A 25,499-nucleotide genomic window follows, 5' to 3' on the forward strand; every position below is an offset into this window, starting at 1 on the left:
ACGCCTTCTCGAAACGGTCCAGCAGTTCGCCGACGGGCTCGTCCACCTTGGTGATGCCTGCGACGGCCTGAGTACCGGGAATGATGCACACCTGGTCGGCGTCGTAGCGGGCGTCATGGGCCTGCCATAGCGAGTCGCTGCGCCACCAGCGCCGCACGTCCTTGTCGATGACGGGCACGAAGTTAACCGGCTTTCCCGGCGTTTTGCAGAGCTGGACGAAGAAAGGCACGTCGGCCGGGTGCAGCTTGATGGTGCCCGCGTCCAGGTAGCGGCCCTCCAGGGCGGTGATCGCCTGCTGCGGCTTCTCCAGCAGCGCTTCATCATTGAACAATGTGTCGATCGGCCCGAAGTCCTTCGGGTGCAAGCGGGCCTCGGCGCGCTTGAGCATCTCGGAGAACCGGTCACGCCAGGTGTCGGCGAGCCACGGGCTGCCGGGCGCGGCGGTGTCGGCGGTGCTGTTGCCGTCGCCGATGGCCAGCTCGACGTAGCGCTGCAGCCACCCCAGGTACGTCATCTCGCCGATGTCGCCGAAGTACGGCTTGCAGGTGTTGGCCATCGCGGCGATGATCTCGTCGCGGCGGTCGGCGACGGCCTCGGCGTCACCGGCGACCTCGTCGAGCAACCGGCCGCAACGCGAAGCGGTGTTGTCGATCTCGTGGATGTCGGCGCCGAGCTGGCTGCGGCTGGAAGCCATGCCGCCCTGCGCTTTTCCTGCGCTGATCCAGTGATCGGTGCCGCCGGTCTCGACCAGCATCCGCTTGACGGCGGGCGACGTCGTCGCCTCCAGCGTCGCCATCGCGGCGGTGCCGACGAGGATGCCGTCCACCGGCATCAGCGGGAAGCCGTAGTCCTGGGCCCAACGGCCGGACAGGTACTCGGCCGACCGCTCGGGGGTGCCGATTCCGCCGCCGACGCATACGGTGATGTTCGACCGCGAGCGCAGCTCGGAGTAGGTGGCCAGCAGAAGGTCGTCGAGGTCCTCCCAGGAGTGATGTCCGCCGGCGCGTCCGCCCTCGATGTGCATGATGACCGGCTTGGTCGGCACCTCTGCGGCGATCCGGATGACCGAACGAATCTGCTCGATGGTGCCCGGCTTGAACACGACGTGGCTGATCCCGACCTCGTTGAGCTCCTCGATCAGCGCAACGGCGTCCTCCAGTTCGGGGATGCCCGCACTGACCACGACGCCGTCGATGGGCGCACCGGACTGGCGCGCTTTCTGCACCAGCCGCTTGCCGCCGACCTGGAGCTTCCACAGGTAGGGGTCGAGGAAGAGCGAGTTGAACTGGACGGCGCGGCCAGGCTCGAGCAGCTTGGTCAGCTCGGCGACGCGGCCGTCGAAGATCTCTTCGGTGACCTGCCCGCCGCCTGCGAGCTCAGACCAGTGGCCCGCATTTGCGGCGGCCGCCACGATCTTGGCGTCGACGGTGGTCGGGGTCATGCCCGCGAGCAGGATCGGCGACCGCCCGGTCAGCCGGGTGAACTTCGTCGACAGCTTCACCGATCCGTCGGGAAGGGTGACGAGCGTCGGGGCGTAGCTCGACCACGGCTTGGCCACCTCGGGCACGGCCCCGACGGTGAAGAGGTTGCGCTGGCCGCCCCGGGTGGCGGCGGGCACGATGCCGACGCCGAGTCCGCGAATGACCGGCGCGGTCAGCCGGGTCAGGATGTCGCCAGGTCCGAGGTCGAGGATCCAGCGGGCGCCCGCCTCATGCAGTTCGCCGATCTCGCTGACCCAGTCCACGCGGCGGACGAGGATGGCCTCGGCCATCTCACGGGCCAGGTCGACGTCGAGTCCGACGGCCTGTGCCCAGTTGCCGACCATGTCGATGGCGTCCGACAGCCGCGGGGTGTGGAAGCCGACCTCGACCTGGACCGGGTCGAACATCGGGTTGAACACCGCGCCGCCGCGAATCTTGTTCTTGCGCTCGGCTTCTTCCTTCTCGGCGATCTGCTGGCAGTAGAGCTCGAAGCGCGACAGCTGCTCGGGGGTTCCGGTGATGACGACAGACCGGCGGCCATTGCGGATCGACAGCACCGGCGGCAGGACGGTGCGGACGTCCTGCGCGAACTCCTCGAGAAGCTCGGCGATGCGCGCGGGGTCGGCGTTGGTGACCGACACCATCGGCGGGCGGTCACCGAGCACGGAGATTCCGCGGCGTCGGGCCACCAGGGTGCCTGCGGTGCCGATCAGCTGTGCCATCGCCAGCAGTTCCACATCCTTGGCGCCCTTGGCTGCGAGCGCCTCCACTGCCAGCACGCCCTGTGAGTGCCCTGCGACGGCGACCGGCGGTGTCGCGGCCAGATCCATGCCCTGGCGGCTCAGCGCGCGCACTGCGGCGATCTGGGTGAGCAGCACGCCGGGCACGGAGACAGCGGCCGACGTCAGGTGCTTGGCGTTCGGCACGGCCTCCTCGGCCGCCAGCGCGCGGACCCAGTGCATGGGCGCAAACCCGATCGGCCGCACGACGATCAGCTCTCGAGCGACCGGCTCAAGCAGGAGCTCAGCTTCACCCACCAGCGTCGCCAACTCGGCCTCGATACCGGCCGAGGACACCAGTTCCTCCAGGCTTTCCAGCCAGGCACTGCCTTGGCCACCGAACGCGACCGCGTAGGGCTCGCCCGCGGTCAGACGATCGACAAGGGCGTGGCTGGCCTGTGGGGCACCCGACTCGTCGTCGTGGCCGGCGGACACGCGGTCATGTTCATTGATCGTCACGTTTTGTAATCTCCTCAGTCCTGCTTCTCGCACGTCTTGCGTCGCACTTCGTCGTCTGTGGGCTGTCGTCGGGTGGGTTGCGCGGCCCGGCCCCTGCGGGGGGCCACACGTGATTCGTCGTCGAATCCCGACTGGCGTTGGACACGTCCCGCGGGGCGAACGGTCTGACGGCCCTTTGGGGACCGTCCCTCGGACACTCCAGCCCCACTAAGAGTGTCATAAGAGTGAGTGTCATTTTTCCGCCCTAAATGGTTACTGGCGAGTTCTACGCTCGGGTAACCACGCGTTCGGTAACAGCGACTCCGACAACGGCTGAAGCCTTCCAAGACAAACGTCCTGCATGCACGTGGTTACGGTCGAGTAGGCGAAACAGCGCAGATCAAAGCATGACTGTTATCAAATCGTTATGTAGAAATTTCGCCTCACTCGCGGCGCTTCGCGGACAGCTTCGGAAGCGACACATCGACGAAAATTGTCTAGTCGGGCGCGCCAGCCACCGAAGAAAGTTTGCTGGCCCTTATTACCGATCGGTAAGTTTTAGTCCCACTGACCGAACCGGGGCTTGAGGACGTGGTTGATGTCCACGCCGATGCCGCCGACGTTCTGCTTGTCGATCTCGACCTGATGCAGGTGTGCTGCGGGATGGACGAAACCCTTCGGCGAACCCCAGTTGTGCTGCCAGAAGTAGGCCCCCAGCCCGTCCTGCAGCGCCCAGTCGATGGTCTTGGAGTTGGCGTAAACACCCACCCGCTGATGGCCGAGGACCGTCTCCCAGGCCCGCAGATAGGGCTCAACCTGCTGCTTGTACTGCTCATATGACGGGTCGTCGTCGATGGACGCGTAGATCGGAGCGCCATAGGAGCCGCCCGCGGCTACGTGCAATTGCCAGCCGCGCTTGGCATGCAGCACACCGGCGTTCTGTCCGCCGAGCCAGTCCGCGGTGTCCTGCTTGCCGAACTGATAGCAGGAGACGATCTTCAGGCCACTCTGATACAGGTCGCGGGCCTCGGGAAGCTGGATCGGCTTGCCAAGCATCCAGCCGCCGCCGGGCCGCCGATCGGAGACATAGCGGATAGCTCCGTGCGCACCGGCGGCGCGGATATCGGCCGCTTTGATGACGCCTGCCGCATAGTCCAGCAGGATGCCCAGCGGCGCTGCCTGCGCCTGTGGCGGCGGCACCAAGGACGACGCGGCGAGGACCGCCGGGGCCGCGGCCGCATACTTCAGGACCGTCCGACGGGACACCGAGCGGGAGGTCGAATTGCGCTCGGACACGTGCCACAGAGTACGACAGAAACCTCTGCTTTCACTTCAACGCCACTGGTCACACTTGCATCAAGATTCGCAGAATTACCAGACGCGGCAGGCATGCCGCATGATCGCGGGATGACCGCACAGCTCACCTTCGAGCCGTTCCGCATCGCGATCGCCGACGCCGACCTCGCCGATTTGAAGGCCAGGCTGGCCGCGACCCGCTGGCCCGAGCAGTTGCCGGGCACACCGTGGCAGCGCGGCGTACCCGTCGACTACCTCAGACAGCTGGCCGGCTACTGGGCCGACGGCTTCGACTGGCGCGGGCAGGAGGCCGAGCTCAACAACCATTCGCAATTCCGCACCCAGATCGACGGCCAGACGGTCCACTTCCTGCATATCGAGTCACCGGAACCGGGCGCGCGGCCGCTGATCCTTCTGCACGGCTGGCCCGGATCGGTGGTGGAGTTCCTCGACGTGATCGGCCCGCTGAGCAATCCCCGCGCCCACGGGCTGGACCCCGCGCAGGCGTATCACCTCGTCGTCCCGTCCCTCGTCGGATTCGGCTTCTCGACCCCGCTGTCCGGCGCCGACTGGACCGCGACCCGCATCGCTGCTGCATTCACCGAGCTGATGGCCGCCCTCGGCTACGACCGGTATTGCGTACAGGGCGGCGATTACGGCTCGTTCATCGGCCCGGTGATGGGCAGCATCGCCCCGGACCGCGTGATCGGTGTGCACGTCAATGCCGTCGCGTTCGGCTTCATGCCCGGCAAGGGCCTGACCGCCGCGGACCTGGCATCGATGACCGAACTCGAACGCGACCGGGTGGCACGGGCGCAGGACTGGGCCGCCGAGAAGGCCGGCTACTTCAAACTCCAGGGCACCCGACCGCAGACCCTGAGCTATGGGCTCACCGACTCGCCCGCAGGACAGCTCGCGTGGATCGTGGAGAAGTTCAAGGAGTGGACGAACGCCGGCAAGCAGCTGCCCGATGATGCGGTCCCGCGCGACCGCCTGCTCGCGAACGTGTCGGTGTACTGGTTCACCGGAACCGCAGGCTCGTCGGCCAACCTCTATTACGAGACCACCCACGCCAGGGCGATGCCGCCGCCGTCGGGCGTGCCCACCGGGGTCGCGGTGTTCGCCGAGGATCTAGCAATCCGCAGCGTCGGCGAGAAGTGGCACAACGTCACGCACTGGAGCGACTTCGACACCGGCGGCCATTTCGCGGCGATGGAGACACCGCAGTTGCTCGTCTCCGACATCCGGACTTTCTTCGCAACGGTGACCTGAGGAGCGATTTCGGCGCGGAAACACGCGCTCAGCGTGGGTGAGCACGCCGAAATCGCGCATGAGGCTGCGGGTACACCGCGGAATTCGTAGGATCTCCCAATGCCCTCGGGGATGGCCGGCGGCCAGCAGCGCTCAGATCCCGCCGCCGCCGTTGGCGATCCGCAAATCGAGCTGACCGGCGTCTGCAAAGAGTTCGGCGACGGCCGTCACAAGGTGGTCGCCGTTGAGGGCGCAGACCTGACCGTCGGCGACGGCGAGCTGTTCGCGATCCTCGGCCCATCCGGCTCCGGCAAGACCACGGTGCTGCGCATGGTCGCGGGCTTCGAGCAACCGACGGCGGGCACGATCCGCCTTGGCGGCGTGGACGTCACCGCCCTGCCCGCGCGGCGTCGCGACGTCAACACCGTCTTTCAGGAATACGCCCTGTTCCCCCACATGACCGTTGCCCAGAACGTCGAGTACGGGCTCAAGGTCAAGGGAGTCGCGCGCGACGAACGCCGCAGGCGCACTTCCGATGCGCTGGACATGGTCCGGTTGAGCGGCGAGGCGTCCAGGAGTCCCGCGCAGTTGTCCGGCGGTCAGCGGCAGCGGGTGGCCTTGGCGCGCGCACTGGTCGGACGCCCCCGGGTGCTGTTGCTCGACGAGCCGCTCGGCGCACTCGATCTCAAACTGCGCGAACAGATGCAGATCGAGCTGAAGGAGATTCAGCGCGAGGTCGGCATCACGTTCGTCATCGTGACCCACGATCAGGACGAGGCACTGACCCTGTGCGACCGGCTGGCGGTGTTCAACAACGGCCGGATCGAGCAGATCGGAAGGGCCCGCGACGTCTACGAGAACCCGGCGAACCGGTTCGTCGCCGACTTCGTCGGAACCTCGAACGTGCTCGACGGGCCCGACGCCGAGGCTCTCGTCGGCCGGGCGGGCACGTTCGTCGTGCGGCCCGAACGCATCGCGGTCTTCGCTCCGGGCACCGACCCCGTCCCCGGCGTTCGGACGGTGGACGCGACGGTGCTCGAAGTCATCTACGCCGGCCCCACCACGAAGATCGCGGCGTCGACCCCTTCGGGGGCCACCTTGACCGCCACCGTGCTCACGGCCAGCACCTGGTTACCGCCGGATCTTGCGCACGGCACCCCAATCACGTTGGCGTGGCCCGAAAAAGCCCTTCATCAACTGTCAATCGAGGAGTAGCCATGAAAGCAACCGTCCGGATGGGTCTTGTGCTCGGCGCGTGCGCCGCACTGATCGTCGCGTGTTCGGGCTCCGAGGATTCCGGCGGCACCGGTGAGTCCCCGCCGAAGCTGGAACAGCTGAGCTCGGTCGGTGACGGCGAGGGTGAGCTGAACCTCATCGCATGGGCCGGCTATGCCGAAGACGGCTCCAACGACAAGACCGTCGACTGGGTGACGCCGTTCGAGAAGCAGACCGGCTGTCAGGTCAACGTCAAGCTGGGCAACACATCTGACGAGATGGTCCAGCTGATGCGCAGCGGGCAGTACGACGGGGTGTCGGCATCGGGTGACGCGACGCTGCGGCTGATCTACGCCGGTGATGTCGCACCGGTGAACACCGACCTTGTGCCGAGCTACGCGACGATCTCCGACTTCCTCAAGGACAAGTCGTGGAACTCGGTCAACGGCCAGATGTACGGGATCCCCCACGGCTGGGGCGCCAACCTGTTGATGTACAACCTCGACGTCGTGCGGGATGCGCCCAACTCGTGGAGTGCGGTCTTCGAAGGCGGCGACAAGTACAAGGGCAAGGTGACCGCATACGACTCTCCCATCTACATCGCCGACGCGGCGCTGTATCTGATGAAGTCGAAGCCGGAGCTGGGCATCAAGGACCCGTATTCGCTGACGCCTGAACAGCTCGACGCCGCAGTCGAATTGCTCAAGAAGCAGCGCGAGAACATCGGCGAGTACTGGGCGGATTACACCAAAGCAGTGCAGGCGTTCGAGTCCGGTACATCGGTGATCGGCACCACATGGCAGGTGATCGCCAACTTGATCGGCACCGACAACAAGGTTCAGGTGAACACCGTGCTTCCGAAGGAAGGTGCCACGGGATGGTCTGACACCTGGATGATCTCGTCGAAGTCCGCGCATCCGAACTGCATGTACAAGTGGATGGACTGGATCACGTCGCCCAAGATCAACGCGCAGGTGGCCGAATACTTCGGCGAGGCGCCGGCACAGACCAAGGCGTGCGAGTTCACCACCGAGAAGGACTTCTGCGACATCTTCCACGCGACGGACGCCGACTACGCGGCGCAGATCCACTACTGGACGACGCCGCAGAAGAACTGCGTCGACGGCAGCGGTGACAACTGCACGACCTACGACGAGTGGGTCACCAAGTGGCAGCAGATCAAGGGGTAACAGAGGCCGCGCCCATCTCGGTGTCGACGCCCACTCGAATGTCGCCGCCAACTCGGCTCCGGCGCCGGATAGCGCTTGCCTTCCTCCTGATACCGCCGATGGCCTGGCTGGTGCTGGCCTACCTGGGATCGCTTGCCGTGCTTCTTGTCTCGGCGTTCTGGAGCACCAACAGCTTCACCGGCGCGGTGGTACACAAGTTCACCACCCACAACATCGTGCAGGCGTTCACCGAGACGGTGTTCCGGGTCACCACGCTGCGCACGCTCGGCGTGGCCCTCCTGGTGACGGCGATCTGCATCGTGCTGGCGGTGCCGCTGGCGCTGTACATGGCCAAGGTGGCCTCACCGCGGATGCGACTACTGCTGGTGATCGCGGTGACGACGCCGCTGTGGGCCAGTTACCTGGTGAAGGCGTACGCGTGGCGGATGCTGCTCTCCCCCGAGGGACCGCTGGCGTGGGCCGGCGGCTACACGCCGGGATACGGCCTCACGGCCACCGTGATCACGCTGGCGTACCTGTGGTTGCCCTACATGATCATCCCGGTGTTCGCGGCGTTCGACCGAGTGCCAGACTCGTTGATCGACGCCAGTTCCGACCTCGGCGCCTCCGACCTGTCGACGCTGCGGATGGTGATGGCGCCGTTGGTCTTTCCCGGTATCGCGGCGGGATCGATCTTCACCTTCTCGCTGTCACTGGGTGACTACATCGCGGTGACCATCGTGGGAGGCAAGACGCAACTGCTCGGCAACGTCATCTACGGCCAGTTGGTGACCGCCAACAATCAGCCCCTGGCCGCGGCGCTGTCGATCATTCCGCTTGCCGCGATCATCCTGTACCTGCTCGCGATGCGCCGCACCGGCGCGCTGGAGAACGTCTGATGCTGTCCGGCGGCGCGCGACGCGCGGTTCGGGCGTGGACGGTTCTGATTCTGCTGTTCCTCTACGTCCCGCTGGCCCTGGTGCTCGTGAACGCGTTCAATTCGTCGCGCACCTTCGCCTTCCCGCCGAGCGGTTTCACGACGCAGTGGTGGGTGGTCGCATGGCATAGCGAGGGAATGTGGAAATCGCTCGCCAATTCGGTGGTGGTGGGCCTCGGGGCCACGGCGATCGCGTTGGTCCTCGGTACCATGGCCGCCTTCGCCGTCCAGCGGTACAGGTTCTTCGGCCGCGAAGTCGTCAGTTTCCTTGTGGTGCTGCCGATCACGCTGCCCGGCATCGTCACCGGTATCGCGCTGAACGCGACCTTCACGTCGGCACTCGGCGTCACGCTGGGCCTGGCAACGGTGATCGTCGGCCATGCCACGTTCTGCGTCGTCATCGTCTTCAACAACACGCAGGCGCGGCTGCGGCGGCTCGGGGCCAGCCTCGAGGACGCATCGGCCGACCTCGGCGCCTCGCCGTGGCAGACATTTCGATACGTGACCTTCCCGATGATGCGCGGCGCGCTCGTCGCGGGCGCGATTCTGGCCTTTGCGCTCAGCTTCGACGAAATCGTGGTGACGACGTTCACTGCGGGTCCGACCGTGCAGACCCTGCCGATCTGGATCTTCGGAAACCTGTTCCGGCCCAACCAGGCACCGGTCATCAACGTCGTCGCGGCGGCGTTGACCCTGGTTGCGATCATCCCGGTGTGGCTGGCCCAGAGGTTCGGCGGCGATCCCGCGACGACACGGGTGTGATCTACGAGTTGGCCGTTAGCCGGTTTTCGCGCGCGACGACCCCGGTCGTATAGTCCGAGACGGCAGACACCATTGCCGTCGCAACCCCTTGTCGAGCAGGTGTGTGACCACCGCGATGCCGAGATCGCGATAGTCCGCGATGAGCCCGGCTACCTCGTCGGACTCTTCGGGCTTCGGCACGTACCCGGACCCGTAGCGGGCCGCAAGGGCGTCCTCGATCGCACCGACGAGCGTGGCCGCGAGTTCGTCGATCGTGCCGCCGGTGGAGTCGACCACCCGCAGGATCATCTGGACGTAGGAGAGTTGATCCGTTGACCGCGTGACGATCTCGGCCATCCCCGGATGAACGAGGGAGACCGAGTTCTCCACGAGTTCAGCGAGTCCACACGAGACAAGCCGCTGCGCCTCGTCACTTGCCGGATCGAGATCGAGAGCTACGGTTTCGGCCACGGAGTCGTCGGCTTTGCTGCCCAGAATCGCCTGCTGGACGCCGAGGATGGCCGCCAAGTCGTGGCCTTCGCGCATACGGGCGAAAAACTCGGCGATGTGCGCGCTGTTGAACCCCTTGCGGAGCAACTGATTGATGGTGTTCAGCTGAGACAGGTGATAGTCGTCGTAGAACGCCGATCGGCCCTGGCGCCGCGGCGGGTCGAGCAGGCCGCGTTCGCGATACGCGCGGATGTTGCGCGAGCTGACTCCAGAGATGCGCGCAAGGTCGTCGAGTCGGTACTCAGCCAAAGCGGCGCACCAAACGGCGACGGGGGCGGCCTCCTCGCATGACGACACTGTAGTACGCCATGCGTGATCTTGAGCGAAGTTTCGAGCGGTTCGGTCAGAATGCCGAGGTTAGGTTAGCCATGCCCATCCATCTGCAGATATGGCCCAGTCGAGCTAACGAGTACTACACGAGTGTGCAGTTTCAGCCAATTTTTCAGGGTGGCCGCGGGCTATTCCCGGCGGCCCGGTGAGTGATCTCACCGCTAATGAATTGGCGCATCGGCACGCCGCTACGGGACGATGAAAGAGCAAGTTTGCCCAGACAAGTTTCTTCGAGAGGTTCCGCGTGCGTCCCTGGATCGTTTGGGCCGCCGGACTCCTGGCTTACATCGTCGCCGTACTGGACCGCACCACTCTCGGCGTCTCCGGCCTGGAGGCCGGGGACCGGTTCACCGCAGGCCCCGGCGTGCTGTCGTCGTTCGTCGTGCTGCAGATCGTCGTCTACGCGGGTGCGCAGGTGCCCGCGGGCCTACTGCTCGATCGCTTCGGCTCCAAGGTGCTGATACTTTCGGGCGCCACGCTGATGGCCGCGGGCCAGCTGACGCTGGCGTTCACCGAGTCGCTGCCCGCCGCGATCGCGGCCCGCGCGGTGGTGGGACTGGGCGACGCGGTCACATTCATCTCGGTGCTGAGGCTGGTGCCGCACTGGTTCAGGCCGGACCAGGTTCCGTTGGTGACCCAGCTGACCGGCATCTGCGGCCAGCTCGGACAGGTGCTCTCTGCGGTGCCGTTCCTGGCGCTGCTCGCTGGCCGGGGCTGGACCGCGGCATATCTGTCGGTGGTCGCGCTCGGTGTGGTGTCGATTGCGCTGACGCTTGCTCTGGTGAAGAACACCCCGAACGGCAAGGTCGCCCCGCCTCCGTCGACCTCCGTGCGCGAAATCCTGGTCAGCGTCAAGATCGTCTGGCTGCGACCCGGGACCAGACTGGGATTCTTCACCCACATGGGCACGCAATTCTCGGTGACCGTCTTCGCGCTGATGTGGGGCCTGCCCTACCTGACGGTCGGGCAGGGGCTCTCGGTTCACGTCGCAGGCACCCTGCTGAGTCTTTCGGTCGTCGCAGCCATCCTTTCGGGAATCGTCATCGGCATCTTCACTGGGCGCAAGCCTCACCGGCGGTCACGGCTGGTGCTGGCGATCATCGCGAGCAATGCCGCGGTCTGGACAGTCGTGCTGGCGCTGCCGTCGGACGCCCCACTCTGGCTGCTGACGCTGCTCGTCATCGTCATCTCGGTCGGCGGACCCGGTTCGATGGTCGGCTTCGACTTCGCGCGCACGTTCAATCCGAGTGCAACGCTCGGCACCGCCCAGGGCATGGTCAACATGGGCGGCTTCCTGGCCTCCCTGCTGGTGATGCAGGCGATGGGCCTGATGATCGGGGCGGTCGGTGGTTATTCGTTCGAGTCGTTCCGGCTCGCCTGGACGGTCCAGTACGCGATCTGGGCGCTGGCGACGGTCGGCATCTTGATCACCCGCACGAAGGCGCGGAGACAGATGCGTGACGAACGAAATCTGCTGGAGGGATTCGAGGCCCACCCCTCGACGCCAGCGGCGACGGGCTAGCGATTACCTGTTGCGGGCGCTTTCCCGCCGGTTGGCCTTTTTGATCGCGTTTACCAACTGGATTTTCGTCATGGTCGAGCGTCCCGAAATATCGAGGCGCCGTGCAATTTCCATCAGATGCGCCTTCGAGGCGTTGGCGTCCACACCTTCGGCCGACGTGCCCGAGGGATTCGGGCCACCGCTGCGGGCTCGCGTGTCGGACGGGCCTTTCTCGGCCTTCGCCTCCCAGTGGTCGCCCACCTTCTCGAAGCTGTGCTTCAGCGCGTCGTAGGCCACACGGTACGCCCGCTCGCCTTCGCCGTACTGCTCGACGGCCGCATCATGCGCCTTGGCGAAGGTGCGCTGCGCCTTCGCAGGCGACTTCAGCAGTGTGCTCGGCAACTCGCTCTTCTTCGCGGTGCCCCGTGACGTTGTCTTCGGCATGGCGTACTCCTGCGTCGTGGCCGACATTCAGGTAGCCGCCGAAGGCGCGGGTTGGTTCGTCGACCTCAAATGAGCCACGGCCGCTTCTTGACCAGGAGACTCCAGTACTCGCCCTCGCGAGACAATGGTGCCGCTTGCATACCCGCGCGACTTCGACGGCTACTAGGAGGACTTACCCGGCTCGTCATCGGCTAAACGCGCTGCGATGGCTTCCTCGGCGTGCCGGTAACCGAGCAGCTCGTACCCCACGACCGTCACAGCAGGCGCCAGCATGACGATTAGCAGCGCGTTGGCCATCGACATGCCCCTGTCGACCAGAATCACCGCCACCACAAGCACCGCCGTGGTGAGCCCGACAAGCAGCAGGTGGAAGGCGTCGCGCGCGCGTACCAACGATGCGTAGAGCAGATAAACGGCCACGATGTAGACGGCCACCGGTATCGCCACCGAGAGCACGGTGCCCACCGCATCGAGCTTTGAGTGGTGCTCGACGTAGTAGGCCGCCGCGTGCAGGCCTGCGCCGGTGCCCACGATCGCCCCGAACACGACAAGGTGCAGATAACCGAACCGGAAGGACAGCTCGCGCCGAGCAGCCAGCAGCTGCGACTGCGGCACGATGAAGTACACCCACCACATGCCGAACGTCAGACCCGTGCCCGCCACCGCGACGAGGACGGCGGCCACGCTCCAGCCCTGCGCCGAGACGACGGCCGACAGCGATGCGACGGTGCCGACGACACCCTCGCCCAGCGCGATGATCGTGAGCAGCGAATAGCGTTCCGCGATGTGATGGGCGTGCCATGGCGTGCCGCCCATGCGTCGTTCGGCCAGCCACGGCCCGAACATCTCGAAGGCGATCAACAGCGCTGCCCACACGAATGTGGTGACGACCGACGTACTCACGGGGATCATCGCAATCCAGCCGATCTGCGCGACGGTGACGACCGTGGCGTAGGTCAGGCACGCCGTTCGGCGCAGCGGATCCTGCCTGGCCGCGCGTAACCACTGCGCCACCAATGCGATTCGCATCACCACGTAGCCGGCCACCATCACCCGGTTGTCGACATGCTCTCCTTCGGCCATCGAGGCGTACATCGCGGGAAGGCCCAGCGCCAGGATGATGACGCCGACCATCTGCAGCATCGTGGTCAGCCGGTAGATCCAGTCGTCGGTGTCGTAGGCCGACGCGAACCAGCTGAAGTTGATCCATGCCCAGCAGATGGAGAACGTCGCGAACACGAAGGAGGCCAACCCCATCCCGACGTGGTCTTCTGCAAGCTGGTGGGCGAACTCAGAGGCCGCGATGCCGAATCCGATCACGAACGTGAGGTCGAAGAGCAACTCGAGCGGTGTCGCCGCCCGATGCGTCTCGTCGGGGTCGCGCCCGGACATCTTGCGGACTCGATGCACCTCGACCTTTTCCGGCCGGTGCGACTCAACCTCACTCATGATCTGCAGAGTTTGCCCAGCCTGAGCGGCACTGTCCAGGCGCCCGCGCGTCATATACACGCGCAATCTTTTACGCGGAGCAACGCAGGAACAGGTAGTCGACTACGCATGCCACTGCGACCCGGGTTTCGCATCATCAACTGCAGAAGCCCGATCAGGCGGAAGGCAGGTCGCAATGTCAGAACAGTTCACAGTCACGATGCTGGGTGGGTTCGAGGTCTATCGCGACGGTCAGCTGCTCGACCTGCCACCCTCGTGTCAGCGTCTTGTTGCGCTCGCGGCGCTGAAACGCCGAGCAGTGCCACGCAGTTGGACGTGTCGGACTCTGTGGCCGACGACACGGCCGGATCGGGCGACGGCCCGGCTACGCACCACCCTGTGGCGGCTGCGGCCACTCGGCGCTGAGGCGCTGATCGTTGTGACGCCGCAATCGATCGCCATCGCGCCGGATGTGTCGGTGGACTGGCATGACTCGGTGGATCTGATCGGGCAGCTGGTGGGCCATTGTGAACCGGCGGACCCGGACCGCGACCTCGCAGCCGAACTGCACCCCCTCTTGCGGGCGGGCGCGCTGCTCGACGGGTGGACCGACGACTGGAATGCCTGCGCCCGCGAGACCTACCGTGAGCTGCGACTCGACGCGCTCGAAGCGCTCACGGGTTCGTGCGCGCAAGACGGGTAGTCAATTACGCGTGCGTGTCGGTGTGAACGATTCGTACGCTTTTGTCGTCAAATAGATACACACCAAAGAGATTGGACGACAGCCGTGAACGCCCTCCTCGTGACCTGCTTGAGCCTGGCGGCGCCGATCGCCGCGCTCGGCGTACACGAGCTGCAGGCCCGGCTCGAACGCTGGGACTACGAGCGGCACGCCGAAGACTAGCCTCGGTTTGGTGAACGAACTCACCGACGATGTCATCGCTTTCATCTCCGAGGGCACCAGGACCGGGAAGCTCGGCTACACGGCATCCGACGGCCGCCCGCTGGTCGCACCCGTCTGGTTCGTCGTCGACGACGGCACTCTTGCCTTCAACACCGGCAAGGACACCGCCAAAGGTCGTGCACTCGCCCGTGACTCACGAGCGGTGATCTGCGTGGACGACGAGCGGCCGCCGTATTCGTTCGTCCAAGTGCAGGGCACCGTCACGATCAGCGAGGATCCGGTCGATCTGGTCGACATCGCCACCCGCACCGGCGCCCGCTACATGGGTGCCGACCGCGCTGACGAGTACGGCCGCCGCAACGGCGTGCCGGGCGAGGTGGTGGTCCGGCTGCAGCCGACGAAAGTACTGAAGGCGTTCGACCTGGCGCAGTAGTGGGGCTGCACGCGGTGGTTTACACAATGAACTAGGTTTGTCAGCTATGGACGGCTATGCCTATGACACTGCGCTGTTGATTCTGCGCGTGTGCCTCGGCCTCACCATGGCGGCACACGGATACAACAAATTCTTCGGTGGCGGCCGGATAGCCGGGACCGCCGGTTGGTTCGAGAGCATCGGGATGAAACCCGGCGTGCTGCACGCCCGCATCGCCGCGACCACCGAGATGGCGGCTGGCCTCGGCCTGGCCGTCGGGCTGCTCACCCCGATTCCCGCTGCGGGTTTCGTCGCGCTGATGTTGGTGGCGGCGTGGACTGTGCACCGCGCGAACGGCTTCTTCATCGTCAAGGAGGGCTGGGAGTACAACCTCATTCTCGCGGTCAGTGCGGTCGCCCTCGGCGGGCTCGGCGCGGGCCGGTTCAGCCTCGATCACGTCTTGTTCTCCGGCACCGGTGTCTATGACTTCCTGCATGGCTGGTGGGGGCTGCTGATCGCGGCCGGCCTGGGACTCGCGGGCGGGATCGGCCAACTCGTGCTCTTCTATCGGCCGCCACACCCGGCCGACGCTAACTGACCCGTCCCCCGATGACGGTGGTGGCGACCATATCGGACGCCAGCGCCTCGACGTCGGCGCCCGGTGTCAGCACGATGAGGTCGCCCGGCTGACCGACCTCGACGGTGCGTGGCACAGACGGCCGATCGGGATGCCCCAGAAACAGACGCAATGCCTCCCTGGCGGAGATCCGCTCGTCGGGTCCGAGCACCTTTCCCCCCGCGGTGCTGCGGCGAACCGCGGCTCGCATCGCTGCCCACGGGTCCATCCCGCCGAACGGTGCATCGGTGCTCGCGGCCAGCGGAATACCCGCGCGCAGAAGCGATCCCACCCGCCACAGCTGAGAATGATCGCCGGTCGGCACGTCGCGCAGATAGTGTTCGCCGCGTTCGGCGACGAAGTTCGGCTGGGTGACGACGGTGACCCCGACCTCAGCCAGGTCGGCGACCATGTCGTCGGGGACCACGGCCGCGTGCTCGATGCGGTCGCGCGGATGACCGCCCGCCGACCGCAAGGCCGCGAGCGCGACGACCAGTTGGGCGCGGGTGACGCAATGCAGCGCCACCGGCACGTCGTCGTCGTGGATACCGCGCACCCAATCGATGAGTTCGTCGACATCGAGCCGGTCGTCGTGCAGGATCCGCTTTCCTGGCGCAAGGAAGTGCAGCCGTTGCGGGATCTCCGCCCGCCTATGTGCCACCGAGAGCAACGCTACGTCTTCGGTGGTGAGATCCGGTGTGGCATCGGTGATTCCGGTGACGCCGTAGCCGGCGAGCCGACGGGTGATATCGGCCAGCGCCGTCGCCCGGCGCGGGAGTGCGTCCGCCCAGTCGTCGGCGCTGTGCAGCCTGCCGTCCGGATGATCGCTGAGCCCGACGCGGGTCAGCGCCGCCGAGTTCAGGATCCACATCGCACCGCTGCGGTGCTGGATCCGTAGCGGTAAGTCTGCGACGAGGGCGTCGAGTTGCTCGCGGTCGAGCTCGCCTGCGACCGAGGCGTGGTACCCGACGGCACGAATCCACCCATCCGGCCCGGGCTCGGCCAGCCTCAAGGCCTGCGCCATTTGCGCTTTCGTTCGGACGGCCGGCGGCCCGACCACCAGAGAATCGAGTGCGGCGGCCATCGCCCGCAGATGCAGATGATGGTCGTGCAGCCCGGGCAGCACTGCACCGGCGGCGGCATCGATCACCTGCTCGGCGTCGAGGGGGTCGAGCCGATCGGCGATTTCGACGATCCGCTCCGCGACCCGGATATCGACGATCCGACCGTCCGGCACAGCGGCATGGCGAATCAGCACGTGGTCAGCCTGGCTTCGACCAACTCGCGCACACGCCCGTTGTCCGCTCCGAGGTCAGGTGCAGGCACACGCGGCAGTCTCGGAATGCGAGGCGGCCGAGCGCTTTTCGAGTTCACGGTGAGCGGCAACGTGGCATAGTCGGCGGCCACCTCTGCGAGGGCGATCTCCACGATCTCGCCGCCTCCACGCCCGAGCGAATCGAGCACAGCGCCGGTTGCAGCCAGGCCGGTCAAGGGGTCGGCGATGGCATCGCCGACGAACTCGACGCCCGCGCCGACGAGGCCTCCGGCAACGGCGGCGTCGTCGCCGAAAGCGACCCGGTCGGCACACTCCCCTTCGGTGCCGTAACCCGTGACGCGCAGCCAGATCCGACCGTGGCGGCCTCGCACCTGGTCGGGTCCGAGGCCGCGGCGGATCAGCGCGGCAGGTCGCGATCCCTCGATCACCACGTCGGCGGCCTCCAGCAGTGGGCGCAGGTCATCGTCGAGAAAGTCGATGGCGTAGGACAACTTCGACGAGTTCATCCAGTCGAAGAATCGAGGGTCTCCCCGGCGGGTACCGTCGGGTCTGCCGCGGCCCTCGACCTTGACGACGGTCGCCCCGGCCGCAGCCAGTAGGTGCCCGCACAGTGGGCCGGCCCACATCGATGAGAGATCAGCGACCAAAAGGTCCGACACCGCCCGCGCCGCCCGCTGCCCGACAGGAACGAAACGCGTTGAGGCATAACCGACTTCGCCAAGTATTGAGGCGGGCAGTTCGAGCATCCGTGCCCTCGCCACGAACTCGCCGGCGTCCCGCCCCGCCACACAGGTGGCCATTGCCGTCCACACGTCGGTCGGTTGCTCGGCTAGTTCGAGTAGTGCCGGAACTGTCTCGATGTCATCGGGGCGGGAGAGCGTGAGCGCGCACCAGCCGTCCCGGCTGGACAGCAGCCGCGTCGAGCCGCCTGCCGAGACCCGCCCGGCCGGTGTCAGCCCGAGCAGTCCCGCTCGCCCGGTGAGTATCTCGTCGGCGTCGACGCTTAGGGCGCCGCCGAGATCCGCCGCAGCCGTTCGGATGCCGTCGGCCATCCGTTGTGCACGTGCGAGCACGGCGTCGGAGATGCCTAACGAGCCCACCATGTCATTCTGCATCGGTCTGTGCCGACTCGATCGCGTCTACCAAACCCCAGTCGAGTGCGGTCTGCGCGTCGATCGTGCGACCGGACAACACCAGGTAGGCCGTGCGCCAACGGCCGATGCGGCGCGCCACGCTGACGGTACCCCCCGCGCCGGGGATCAATCCGAGGCTCATCTCGGGCAGGCCGAGCACCGCGTCCGGGTGGGTCGTGACCCGGCCGCAGAACGCGGCCATCTCCAGTCCACTGCCCAGCACCTGGCCGTGCACCCGTGCCCAGCACCGCGGTCCGAGCCTCCCGGCGAGTTCGTCGAGCACCAGAGCCGGGCTGTGCCGGACGCGCGCAACGTGCGCGCTGGCCGGGTCGCGCAACGAGCCGAACTCCGCGAGATCGCCGCCGCTGCAGAACGATGGCCCATTGCCGGACAGGATCACTTCAGCGACCGACGGGTCATGGCGGGCGATGTCGAGGGCCTCGAGCAGCGCCGCACGGGCATCGTTGGAGAAGGCGTTGTGCCGCGCGGGCCTGTTGAACCGGATGTGCAGCAAGTCGCCGTCCCGCTCGGCCACCACCGGGTCCGGCATGACCGGCGCCGAAGCGGGTCCGCGCTGCCGGCACCACGCCGCGAACTCGCCGCCGGACTGCAGCGTCGAGTACCCGAGCGATTCCGTGATCACCCCCGCCAGCGCTGGAGCGTCGGGGTCGAGCGACCGCAACACGTCATCGCACACGGTCGCGGCCTGCGGCCACATCTCAAACCTGGTGGTCAGTTCGGTGATCGCGGCCGCGACCGACTCGACGGTGATGACGCGACGGTCGGAGACTTTGCCCTCGGTCAGGGTGAAGGTGGCGTGTTCGACCCACGGTCGGGCGGCCGGTGATGCGATGTCGGCGGCGGACCCCACCGCCACGACCACCCCGGTCGGGGCTTGCGAATCGGTCGGCGGGTCGCCTAGGTCAACGACGAGCACAGCCCCGCGCGGCTTACACCGGGTCGAAGGACGAGATGAGCCAGCCGCCGTCGATCCTTTGCATGGTGACCCGCACCGCGCTGTTGATGAAGCTGGCGTCGGGCCGGTCCTTGCTCTGGGTCGTCTGGTTGATGAAGACCAGCACCACCGCCTTCTCCGGTCGAATCTCCGACACGGCTGCGCGGACGACTGCGGCCTGCGTCTTCACGGCCTTCTGCTTCGCCGCAGGCGCGACGATCTGCTCGGTGAACTGGGTGTAGTACGACAAGAAGCTGCCGGTGAGCTTGCTCTTGGCCGTCGCAAAGTCCTTGTCGAGGCTGTCCGGCGAGTACGAGAGCAGAGCCACGGTGCCGTCGGATGCGGACCGGATTGCGGACTGCATCGCCTCGGCATCGGTCCCACGATCCTGCTGGTAGACCGAGACGAACATCCACCCCGTCAGCGCCGCCGCGGCGACCAGCGCGACCGTCAAAGCCACGGCGACCCAGTGCCTTCTGGCACCACGCCCGACTCCGCCGAGGACCCTGCGCCTCGGCGGCGCCTTCGATTTCTGCTTTTCGATGGCGTCGCTCTCCTTGGCGGTCGACGCCGGCTCGTCACCCTCGGCCGCGTCCACTTCCGGGACGTCCTTCTCATCGGTCACGGTACGAACTCGACTTTCGCCAATTTCATCTGTTCGCCGTCGCGCGCCAGATTCACGCTGAGCCGCCAAGCCCTCGGTTCCTGTTTCGCGCCGGCAGCGTTGGTGACGCGGGAGGATGCCGCGACGATGACGGTCGCGGTGTCGTCGGTCATCGATTCGACGGCGGTTCCTGCCACGGTGGTTTCGGTGATCGCCTTCGATTCGACGGCCACATTGATGAAGTCCTCTGCGGTGTTCTGAAAGTCAGTTTTGAACTGGCCGGTCGAATTGTCGATGATGCGCTGCACGTCCTCCTTGGCCTTGGTGTAGTCCAGTGACATCAAGGTGATGACGCCTTGGCGGGCAGCTGCCTCGAACTCGGCTCTGCGCTGTTGGTCGGCCTGGACCTGACGGTGGCTCCAGTACATGTAGCCGCAGGCGGTCAGCAGCGCAGCGATTACGACGACCGTGAGTGCACCGGCAATCGCCTTCCACGACGGCACCGGGATCCGCACGCCGCCGCGTCGCCGGGCAGGCTCGCCTGTCAAGCCGACAGCGGTTTCGTCCTGCGTCTCCGCGGCTTCGCCTATTTCGCCGTCGGTCTCGTCGGGATCTGCTTGGGGGGCCGCCGTGGTCTCAGCCTGCTCAGCTGCCTTGGCTTCGGCGGCCTCGCGGCGTAGGCGCAGCGCCCGCGCGCGCGCACGGGCGGCGGCGGCGACCGCCTCGGCTTCGGCTGCTTCGGCCTCCGCCTCCTCCGCCGCGAGATCGTCGACGGATTCGGTTCCTCCTGCCGTGGCGTCCTCGTGGTCGCCCTTCAAATCCGGCGGAGTCTGCTTCCGGGACCGCATGCAACCTCCTGTCCGGTAAGCACTGTGCTCAATGAGAATGGCATTTTCTATTTTCGGTATCGCCGCGACGATACATGACGCGCAAATCTGCAGAAGTTGAGCATGTCCTGCGGAAATGCTATTTACAGGCTGTGCGAGCGCTTAGCGCTTACTCTCGATCAGTTGGTCCTTCATCACTTTGCCTGTCGCATTCAGCGGTAGCTCGTCCAGAAACTCTACGTACCGCGGCACCTTGAAACCAGCCATCCGATCCCTGCTCCATGACACCACGTCTTCGGCAGTCAACAAGTCCTCTTGACCGCCCTTGAGCACGACGAATGCCTTGCCGACCTGTCCCATGCGGTCGTCGGGCACACCGATGACCGCCGCCTGCGCGACGGCGGGATGCTCCAGCAGAAAGCCCTCGATTTCGGCGGGGTACGCGTTGAAGCCGCCGACGATGAACATGTCCTTCTTTCGCCCCACGATCAACAGCCTGCCGTCGTCGTTGAACCTGCCGAGGTCGCCGGTGTGCAACCAACCGTCGTCGTCGATCGCGTCAGCCGTCGCGACCGGATCGTCGAGGTAGCCCTGCATGACGCTGTAGCCGCGGACGAGCACCTCGCTGTCCTCGGCGATGCGAACCTCTACCCCGTCGCACGGCACGCCCGCGGTGGTGGCGATGTCGGCGAACGAATCGCCCGGCCGCGACAGCGTCACGGTGCCCGCTTCGGTCAGGCCGTAGCCGGTCGCCAACGTCTGGAAGGGCAGCTCGTCGTGCACCCGCCGGATCAGCTCGACCGGAATGTCCGCCGATCCGGTCACCCCGGCACGCAGCGTCTTCAGCTTGCTCTTGTCCTCGACCGCCAGCAACGAGTGATACAACGTGGGCGGCCCGGGAAGCATCGTGATCTGTTCGGCCTCAATGAGTTCCACCACCTCATCGATGTCGAACACCGGAACCGGAACCATGGTCGCACCGCGGATGAAAGAGGAGATCAGACCCGCCTTGAACCCGAAGGTGTGGAAGTACGGGTTGATCATCAGGTAGCGGTCGCCCTCGCGCAGGTCAGCTAGCTCACACCACTCTGCGTACAGGCGGAGATTCTGCCCATGATTCATCATCACACCCTTGGGTCTGCCGGTGGTGCCCGATGTGTAGATGATGTCCGAGATGTCCGTGCCGCTCACGTCGTTCGCGAAAGGCGAACCGCTGGCGAGGAAACCGGACTTCACATCGATCACCGGCACGTTCGCAGGCGCGGTGTATTCCTGACCGAGGAAACCCTGCTGGGTCAGCACCGCCTTGGCGCCGCTGCGGCCGATGATGTCGTCGGCTTCTGACGACTTGAACCGCGTGTTGACCGGAACGAGCACGCCGCCCGCGGTCAGCAGACCGAACGCGGCGATCATCCACTCCGCGGAGTTCGGCGCCCAGAGCGCGACCCGCTCACCCTTGTTGATCCCCAGGTCCTTGAACGCCCCTGCGGCGCAGCGTATTCGGTCGACAACCTGGGTGTAGGACAACCGAAGCGGGCCGTCGACGACCGCCTCTGCATCGCCGAAACGGTCCGCCGCACTCAAGACCATCTCGGGGATGGTCTCCCAGCGTCGGGTGTACGTGTACGTCACACCGTGACGAGCCGGCCCAGGTTGCCGCCCATGATCTTCGCCTGATCCTCCATGGAGAGGTGCTCGAGCGCCGTCACGTAGTGGGTCGGCTCCGCCAGCCCCTCTGGATGCGGCCAGTCGGATCCGTACAGCACCTGGTCCACACCAATCAGATTGATCAGATCGTCGATGCCCTCCTCGTAGAACGGGCTGACGAAGATGCGGTTCTTGATCTCCTCCATCGGGTTGCCGGGGAACGCCTCCGGCGCCTTCTTGTAGACCTCGGCCATGGAGTCCAGCAGCGGGAACATCCATTTCGAGCCGGCCTCGACGATGCCCACCTTCAGCTTCGGGAACCGGAACAGCGCGCCGTGGATCACCCAGGAGGCGACCGCGTCCTGGATCGGGCGCCACTCGTTGAGGATCGACATGGCATTGGTCTGGAACGGCAGCATCTCCTGGGCGCCGCCATCCCACTCGGACGTGTAGCGGGAGTAGCCGCTGTCGCTGGAATGCATGCCGACGAACACGTCGTACTCCACACACCGCTCCCAGAACGGATCGAATTCGGGCAGCGCGAACGACCGTGGGCCGCGGAAACCGGGCACCGGGGCCGGGCGGATCAGGATCGCGCGAGCGCCACGCTTGACCGCCCACTCCAGCTCCTCGATCGCCTTCTCGACGATCGGCAGCGTGATCACCGGGGTGGTGAAGATCCGATTCTGGTAGTTGAAGCCCCACACCTCGTCGAGCCACTGGTTGAGCGAATGAATGATGACGTGAATCGCGACCGGGTCGTCGCTGAGTCGCTCCTCGATCAGGCTGGCCAGGGTTGGAAACATCAGCGAGCGGTCGAGCCCCAGCTCGTTCATCTTCTCCAGCCGCGGAGCAGGTTCGAAGAACGCCGGGATGGCCCTCATCGGCTCACCGAACAGTTCGCGCTTGCTCTTGCCGTCGGGATTACCGAACTTGAAGTACTCCTCCCAGGCGCCGGGTTTGGCAACCACCGAGAAGGTCGGATTCGGAATGTAGTTGCTGATGTGGCCGTTCAACGCGATCTTGGTGCGGCCGTTGATCTCCACGTACTGGACGACGTCCTTGTACTCCTTCGGGAGGTACTTGGTCATCGCCTCCGGCGGCTCGTACAGGTGGTTGTCCGCGTCGAACAGCGGAAACGGGATGTCAACGCGATGCGAAAGCTGCCCCATGAAACACTCCTTATCGTCTTGGGAGAATCCTATTCTCACAACCTGCTCAATGCAATGTGCTCGTCTGCTCAGCCACGAATGCTCTGGCGAACGAGAAACTTCTGCACCTTGCCACTCGCGGTGCGCGGAAAGTCGTCTACCCGGTGCAGTTCCTCGGGCCATTTCTGGATCGCGATCTCCGCCGACTTGAAGTGGTCGCGCACCTCGTCGAGGGTCGGCATATCGTGGCCCTCCCGCAGTCGCAGCACCGCGGCCGTCCGCTCCCCGAGCCGGTCGTCTGGCGTCGCAACCACCACGGCCTCGGCCACTGCCGGCATCCCCAGCAGCACCTCTTCCACCTCGAGCGCAGAGATGTTCTCACCGCCGCGGATGATGACGTCGGCCTTGCGGTCGGTGATGGTCAGGTACCCGTCGTCGTCGAGGACACCTACATCGCCCGTGCGATACCAGCCGTCGGCGTCGAAGGCCTGCTCCGTCAGCGCGTCGTCCGTGTAGCCGAGGCACAGATCGGGTCCGCGGCTGAAGATCTCGCCGTCCGGACCGAGCCGGATCTCGACGCCGGGCCGGACATCGCCGTCGGTGAACAGTCGCTTGTCCTCGGGTGCATCCCGACTCGATCCGGTGATCGACGGATGCTCGGAACTGCCGTAGGAGCGGAACACGAAGATGCCCATGTCGGCCAATCGGCGGGTGACGGTTGGCGAGACGGTGGATCCGCCGAGGCCGACGGTTTTGAAACGCGACATGTGCTCGGGAGTGCAGTCGGGATGGTCGAGCAGGCTGGTGACGAAGTACGGCGGCCCGCCGCCGATCGACAGGCCATCACTGTCGATCAACTCGAGCACCCTGCCGGGGTCCCACACGTCGCACAGATCGATCGATGCGCCTTCCAGAACGGGAATCAGGAACGCGCCGAGCATCCCGATGAAGTGCCCGACCGGTGTGGCCGTCAGCTGTCTGCCGCGGTCGGGCGTGTAGTTGGCCAGCAGCTGGCGGGTTTCGAAGCTGAGCGTCTGATGACTGTGGATGACGCCCTTCGGCTTGCTCGTCGTGCCGGAGGTGAACGCGATCAGTGCCGGGCTGGCCGGGTCGGCGGCGATGGTGCCTGCCAGGGGCTCATCGGCCAGCAGGTCGTCGAAGCGGTGCTCGTGCTCCTCGCGCGCCGCCACGTCGGCCCCGACAAGGCCGACAATCGGCACGTCCGTGCACAGGTCCGGCTGATACTTCATCCGGCCGAACTCCTCGGCGGTGATGAACACCTTCGGCCGCGCTGCGGGGATGATGTGGCTCAGTTCCCTGCGTCCGTAGAAGTGCACAATCGGCACCACGACCGCACCGAGGAACGCAGAGGCCCAGAACGCCACCGCCGCCTCCACCCAATTCGGCAGCTGAATCGCGACGGCGTCGCCCGGCCCGACACCACGCGCGCGCAGACCGGCGGCAAGACGGCGGGCAGCCAACTCGACATCGGCGAAGGTGCCCTCGTAGGGCCGAACCGCCGAGTGCACCCAGAAGCCGGTGGCCGGGTTGGCGGCAAGGCCGTCGGCGATCAGATCACCGAGTGTCTCGGGCCGCCACCACCCTTCGTCTTCGTAGCGTTTCGTCAGCTTTACAGGGACTTTTCGCATCGCGCGCTGCGGCACCTCCGTTCGGTCGTGATGCTATTCTCCGCTAGAGAGAATGCCAATACCGCAGACGGAGAACGCCCGATGGTCGACCTGGAGATGGACGAGGGTTTGGCGGTCATCACCATCGACCGCCCGCACGCCCGCAACGCCATCTCGCTGGAGACGATGGACCAGTTCGACAAGGCACTCGACGGGGCGCAGGGTGCTGCCGCTCTTGTCATCACCGGCGCAGGCGACCGGGCATTCGTGTCGGGCGGCGATCTCAAGGAGCTCAGCGCGCTGCGCACAGAACGCGACGCGGGCGCGATGGCGTGGCGCATGCGCTCGATCTGCGACCGCATCGCCGGCTTCACCGGCCCGACCGTCGCGGCACTCAACGGGCACGCACTCGGGGGTGGCGCAGAGGTGGCAGTGGCGGCCGACATCCGACTGGCCGCCGACGACATCAGGATCGGTTTCAACCAGGCGGCACTCGAGATCATGCCCGCGTGGGGCGGCGCAGAGCGGCTCGCCGCGTTGGTCGGCTTCGGCAAGGCACTCCTTCTTGCGGGCACGGGCATGATCCTGACCGCGCAGGAGGCGCAGCGCAGCGGGCTGGTCGATCATCTGATCCCGCGCGCGTCCTTCGCCGGCGAGTCGCGGACCATCGCCAAGGCTTTGGCCCACCGGCCTGCGGGCGAGATCAAGCGCGTGATGCGCGGCGTCCCCACCACCGAGGCGGTCTCTGCCTTTGCGCGGTTGTGGGTCTCCGACGAGCACTGGACCGCCGCGGACAAGGTGATGAAGCGCGACAAATAGCGGGCCG

General features: G+C 66.0%; 23 protein-coding genes. 10 read left to right on the plus strand and 13 right to left on the minus strand.

Annotated elements, in window-relative coordinates:
• The coding region (locus tag QOJ24_RS05450) for a fatty acid synthase subunit beta domain-containing protein (protein WP_526259865.1) at positions 1-2,719 on the minus strand (2,719 nt) is incomplete at its 3' end.
• A 537-nt stretch (positions 2,720-3,256) separates the two neighbouring features.
• Positions 3,257-3,994 (minus strand): glycoside hydrolase domain-containing protein, encoded by a 738-nt coding sequence (locus tag QOJ24_RS05455; protein ID WP_526259867.1) that lies wholly within the window; start codon positions 3,992-3,994, stop codon positions 3,257-3,259.
• A gap of 111 nt (positions 3,995-4,105) precedes the next feature.
• On the opposite strand from QOJ24_RS05455, the gene QOJ24_RS05460 reads away from it, so the two are divergent.
• The 5 genes from QOJ24_RS05460 to QOJ24_RS05480 all read left to right on the plus strand — a co-directional run bounded on the left by QOJ24_RS05460 (position 4,106) and on the right by QOJ24_RS05480 (position 9,328).
• Positions 4,106-5,266, plus strand: a complete 1,161-nt coding sequence (locus QOJ24_RS05460) for an alpha/beta fold hydrolase (RefSeq protein ID WP_526259869.1) — start codon at positions 4,106-4,108, stop codon at positions 5,264-5,266.
• Between the two features lie 99 nt (positions 5,267-5,365).
• Positions 5,366-6,460 (plus strand): ABC transporter ATP-binding protein, encoded by a 1,095-nt coding sequence (locus QOJ24_RS05465; RefSeq protein ID WP_526259871.1) that lies wholly within the window; start codon positions 5,366-5,368, stop codon positions 6,458-6,460.
• 2 nt (positions 6,461-6,462) lie between these two features.
• The gene (locus QOJ24_RS05470; RefSeq protein ID WP_526259873.1) at positions 6,463-7,650 is read left to right on the plus strand and encodes an ABC transporter substrate-binding protein; all 1,188 of its coding nucleotides are present in this window, start codon (positions 6,463-6,465) and stop codon (positions 7,648-7,650) included.
• A 38-nt stretch (positions 7,651-7,688) separates the two neighbouring features.
• Positions 7,689-8,528: an ABC transporter permease gene (locus QOJ24_RS05475; RefSeq protein WP_526259962.1), complete on the plus strand. Its 840-nt coding sequence runs from the start codon at positions 7,689-7,691 to the stop codon at positions 8,526-8,528.
• On the plus strand, positions 8,528-9,328 hold the full coding sequence (locus tag QOJ24_RS05480) for an ABC transporter permease (RefSeq protein ID WP_526259875.1): 801 nt from the start codon (positions 8,528-8,530) through the stop codon (positions 9,326-9,328). Before QOJ24_RS05475 ends, QOJ24_RS05480 begins: the two co-directional genes overlap by 1 nt.
• A gap of 15 nt (positions 9,329-9,343) precedes the next feature.
• Here QOJ24_RS05480 and QOJ24_RS05485 read toward each other — a convergent pair whose 3' ends face one another.
• Positions 9,344-10,066: a MerR family transcriptional regulator gene (locus QOJ24_RS05485; RefSeq protein ID WP_526259877.1), complete on the minus strand. Its 723-nt coding sequence runs from the start codon at positions 10,064-10,066 to the stop codon at positions 9,344-9,346.
• Between the two features lie 325 nt (positions 10,067-10,391).
• Here QOJ24_RS05485 and QOJ24_RS05490 point away from each other — a divergent pair, with 325 nt between their 5' ends.
• Positions 10,392-11,669, plus strand: coding sequence for an MFS transporter (locus tag QOJ24_RS05490; RefSeq protein WP_526259879.1), 1,278 nt, complete (start codon positions 10,392-10,394; stop codon positions 11,667-11,669).
• Between the two features lie 3 nt (positions 11,670-11,672).
• Here the strand turns inward: QOJ24_RS05490 and QOJ24_RS05495 are convergent, their stop codons facing one another.
• Together QOJ24_RS05495 and QOJ24_RS05500 are read right to left on the minus strand one after the other, a co-directional pair.
• A complete protein-coding gene (locus tag QOJ24_RS05495) occupies positions 11,673-12,092 on the minus strand; it encodes a ChaB family protein (protein WP_526259881.1) in 420 nt (139 codons plus the stop codon).
• 162 nt (positions 12,093-12,254) lie between these two features.
• Positions 12,255-13,541, minus strand: a complete 1,287-nt coding sequence (locus QOJ24_RS05500) for a low temperature requirement protein A (protein ID WP_526259883.1) — start codon at positions 13,539-13,541, stop codon at positions 12,255-12,257.
• Between the two features lie 175 nt (positions 13,542-13,716).
• Here QOJ24_RS05500 and QOJ24_RS05505 point away from each other — a divergent pair, with 175 nt between their 5' ends.
• The 3 genes from QOJ24_RS05505 (at position 13,717) to QOJ24_RS05515 (ending at position 15,434) form a co-directional block, all read left to right on the plus strand.
• The gene (locus QOJ24_RS05505; protein WP_526259885.1) at positions 13,717-14,223 is read left to right on the plus strand and encodes an AfsR/SARP family transcriptional regulator; all 507 of its coding nucleotides are present in this window, start codon (positions 13,717-13,719) and stop codon (positions 14,221-14,223) included.
• 211 nt (positions 14,224-14,434) lie between these two features.
• Positions 14,435-14,857, plus strand: a complete 423-nt coding sequence (locus QOJ24_RS05510) for a PPOX class F420-dependent oxidoreductase (RefSeq protein WP_526259886.1) — start codon at positions 14,435-14,437, stop codon at positions 14,855-14,857.
• A gap of 46 nt (positions 14,858-14,903) precedes the next feature.
• Positions 14,904-15,434 carry a DoxX family protein gene (locus QOJ24_RS05515; RefSeq protein ID WP_526259888.1) on the plus strand — a complete coding sequence of 177 codons (531 nt, stop codon included), beginning with the start codon at positions 14,904-14,906 and terminating at the stop codon, positions 15,432-15,434.
• On the opposite strand, the gene QOJ24_RS05520 is transcribed toward QOJ24_RS05515, so the two are convergent.
• The 8 genes from QOJ24_RS05520 to QOJ24_RS05555 all read right to left on the minus strand — a co-directional run bounded on the left by QOJ24_RS05520 (position 15,427) and on the right by QOJ24_RS05555 (position 24,694).
• Positions 15,427-16,710, minus strand: coding sequence for an amidohydrolase family protein (locus QOJ24_RS05520; protein ID WP_526259890.1), 1,284 nt, complete (start codon positions 16,708-16,710; stop codon positions 15,427-15,429). The two genes, QOJ24_RS05515 and QOJ24_RS05520, sit on opposite strands and share 8 nt — an antisense overlap.
• The gene (locus QOJ24_RS05525) at positions 16,704-17,831 is read right to left on the minus strand and encodes a CoA transferase (protein ID WP_526259892.1); all 1,128 of its coding nucleotides are present in this window, start codon (positions 17,829-17,831) and stop codon (positions 16,704-16,706) included. The genes QOJ24_RS05520 and QOJ24_RS05525 overlap by 7 nt, the downstream gene beginning before the upstream one ends.
• A gap of 1 nt (position 17,832) precedes the next feature.
• Positions 17,833-18,798, minus strand: coding sequence for an enoyl-CoA hydratase/isomerase family protein (locus QOJ24_RS05530; RefSeq protein ID WP_526259894.1), 966 nt, complete (start codon positions 18,796-18,798; stop codon positions 17,833-17,835).
• Positions 18,799-18,811: 13 nt separating this feature from the next.
• Positions 18,812-19,441 carry a hypothetical protein gene (locus QOJ24_RS05535; protein ID WP_526259896.1) on the minus strand — a complete coding sequence of 210 codons (630 nt, stop codon included), beginning with the start codon at positions 19,439-19,441 and terminating at the stop codon, positions 18,812-18,814.
• Positions 19,438-20,268, minus strand: coding sequence for an Rv1363c family protein (locus tag QOJ24_RS05540; RefSeq protein ID WP_526259898.1), 831 nt, complete (start codon positions 20,266-20,268; stop codon positions 19,438-19,440). Before QOJ24_RS05540 ends, QOJ24_RS05535 begins: the two co-directional genes overlap by 4 nt.
• A gap of 141 nt (positions 20,269-20,409) precedes the next feature.
• Positions 20,410-21,879 (minus strand): FadD3 family acyl-CoA ligase, encoded by a 1,470-nt coding sequence (locus tag QOJ24_RS05545; protein ID WP_526259900.1) that lies wholly within the window; start codon positions 21,877-21,879, stop codon positions 20,410-20,412.
• Positions 21,876-23,066 (minus strand): amidohydrolase family protein, encoded by a 1,191-nt coding sequence (locus QOJ24_RS05550; RefSeq protein WP_526259902.1) that lies wholly within the window; start codon positions 23,064-23,066, stop codon positions 21,876-21,878. Before QOJ24_RS05550 ends, QOJ24_RS05545 begins: the two co-directional genes overlap by 4 nt.
• 68 nt (positions 23,067-23,134) lie before the next feature.
• Positions 23,135-24,694 carry an AMP-binding protein gene (locus tag QOJ24_RS05555; protein WP_526259903.1) on the minus strand — a complete coding sequence of 520 codons (1,560 nt, stop codon included), beginning with the start codon at positions 24,692-24,694 and terminating at the stop codon, positions 23,135-23,137.
• An 81-nt stretch (positions 24,695-24,775) separates the two neighbouring features.
• On the opposite strand from QOJ24_RS05555, the gene QOJ24_RS05560 reads away from it, so the two are divergent.
• On the plus strand, positions 24,776-25,492 hold the full coding sequence (locus QOJ24_RS05560; RefSeq protein ID WP_526259905.1) for an enoyl-CoA hydratase/isomerase family protein: 717 nt from the start codon (positions 24,776-24,778) through the stop codon (positions 25,490-25,492).
• The last annotated feature ends 7 nt before the right edge of the window (positions 25,493-25,499 follow it).

This window comes from Mycobacterium sp. (genome assembly GCF_032159775.1).
GTDB lineage: Bacteria > Actinomycetota > Actinomycetes > Mycobacteriales > Mycobacteriaceae > Mycobacterium.

What these genes read in the sequence shown, in the direction of transcription:
- QOJ24_RS05500 (WP_526259883.1), bottom strand. Translation starts at nt 13,541, where the DNA reads ATGAGTGAGGTTGAGTCGCACCGGCCGGAAAAGGTCGAGGTGCATCGA.
- QOJ24_RS05480 (WP_526259875.1), top strand. Translation starts at nt 8,528, where the DNA reads ATGCTGTCCGGCGGCGCGCGACGCGCGGTTCGGGCGTGGACGGTTCTG.
- QOJ24_RS05525 (WP_526259892.1), bottom strand. Translation starts at nt 17,831, where the DNA reads ATGGTGGGCTCGTTAGGCATCTCCGACGCCGTGCTCGCACGTGCACAA.
- QOJ24_RS05560 (WP_526259905.1), top strand. Translation starts at nt 24,776, where the DNA reads ATGGTCGACCTGGAGATGGACGAGGGTTTGGCGGTCATCACCATCGAC.
- QOJ24_RS05460 (WP_526259869.1), top strand. Translation starts at nt 4,106, where the DNA reads ATGACCGCACAGCTCACCTTCGAGCCGTTCCGCATCGCGATCGCCGAC.
- QOJ24_RS05465 (WP_526259871.1), top strand. Translation starts at nt 5,366, where the DNA reads ATGCCCTCGGGGATGGCCGGCGGCCAGCAGCGCTCAGATCCCGCCGCC.
- QOJ24_RS05475 (WP_526259962.1), top strand. Translation starts at nt 7,689, where the DNA reads ATGTCGCCGCCAACTCGGCTCCGGCGCCGGATAGCGCTTGCCTTCCTC.
- QOJ24_RS05495 (WP_526259881.1), bottom strand. Translation starts at nt 12,092, where the DNA reads ATGCCGAAGACAACGTCACGGGGCACCGCGAAGAAGAGCGAGTTGCCG.
- QOJ24_RS05550 (WP_526259902.1), bottom strand. Translation starts at nt 23,066, where the DNA reads ATGGGGCAGCTTTCGCATCGCGTTGACATCCCGTTTCCGCTGTTCGAC.
- QOJ24_RS05470 (WP_526259873.1), top strand. Translation starts at nt 6,463, where the DNA reads ATGAAAGCAACCGTCCGGATGGGTCTTGTGCTCGGCGCGTGCGCCGCA.
- QOJ24_RS05555 (WP_526259903.1), bottom strand. Translation starts at nt 24,694, where the DNA reads ATGCGAAAAGTCCCTGTAAAGCTGACGAAACGCTACGAAGACGAAGGG.
- QOJ24_RS05515 (WP_526259888.1), top strand. Translation starts at nt 14,904, where the DNA reads ATGGACGGCTATGCCTATGACACTGCGCTGTTGATTCTGCGCGTGTGC.
- QOJ24_RS05505 (WP_526259885.1), top strand. Translation starts at nt 13,717, where the DNA reads ATGTCAGAACAGTTCACAGTCACGATGCTGGGTGGGTTCGAGGTCTAT.
- QOJ24_RS05540 (WP_526259898.1), bottom strand. Translation starts at nt 20,268, where the DNA reads ATGCGGTCCCGGAAGCAGACTCCGCCGGATTTGAAGGGCGACCACGAG.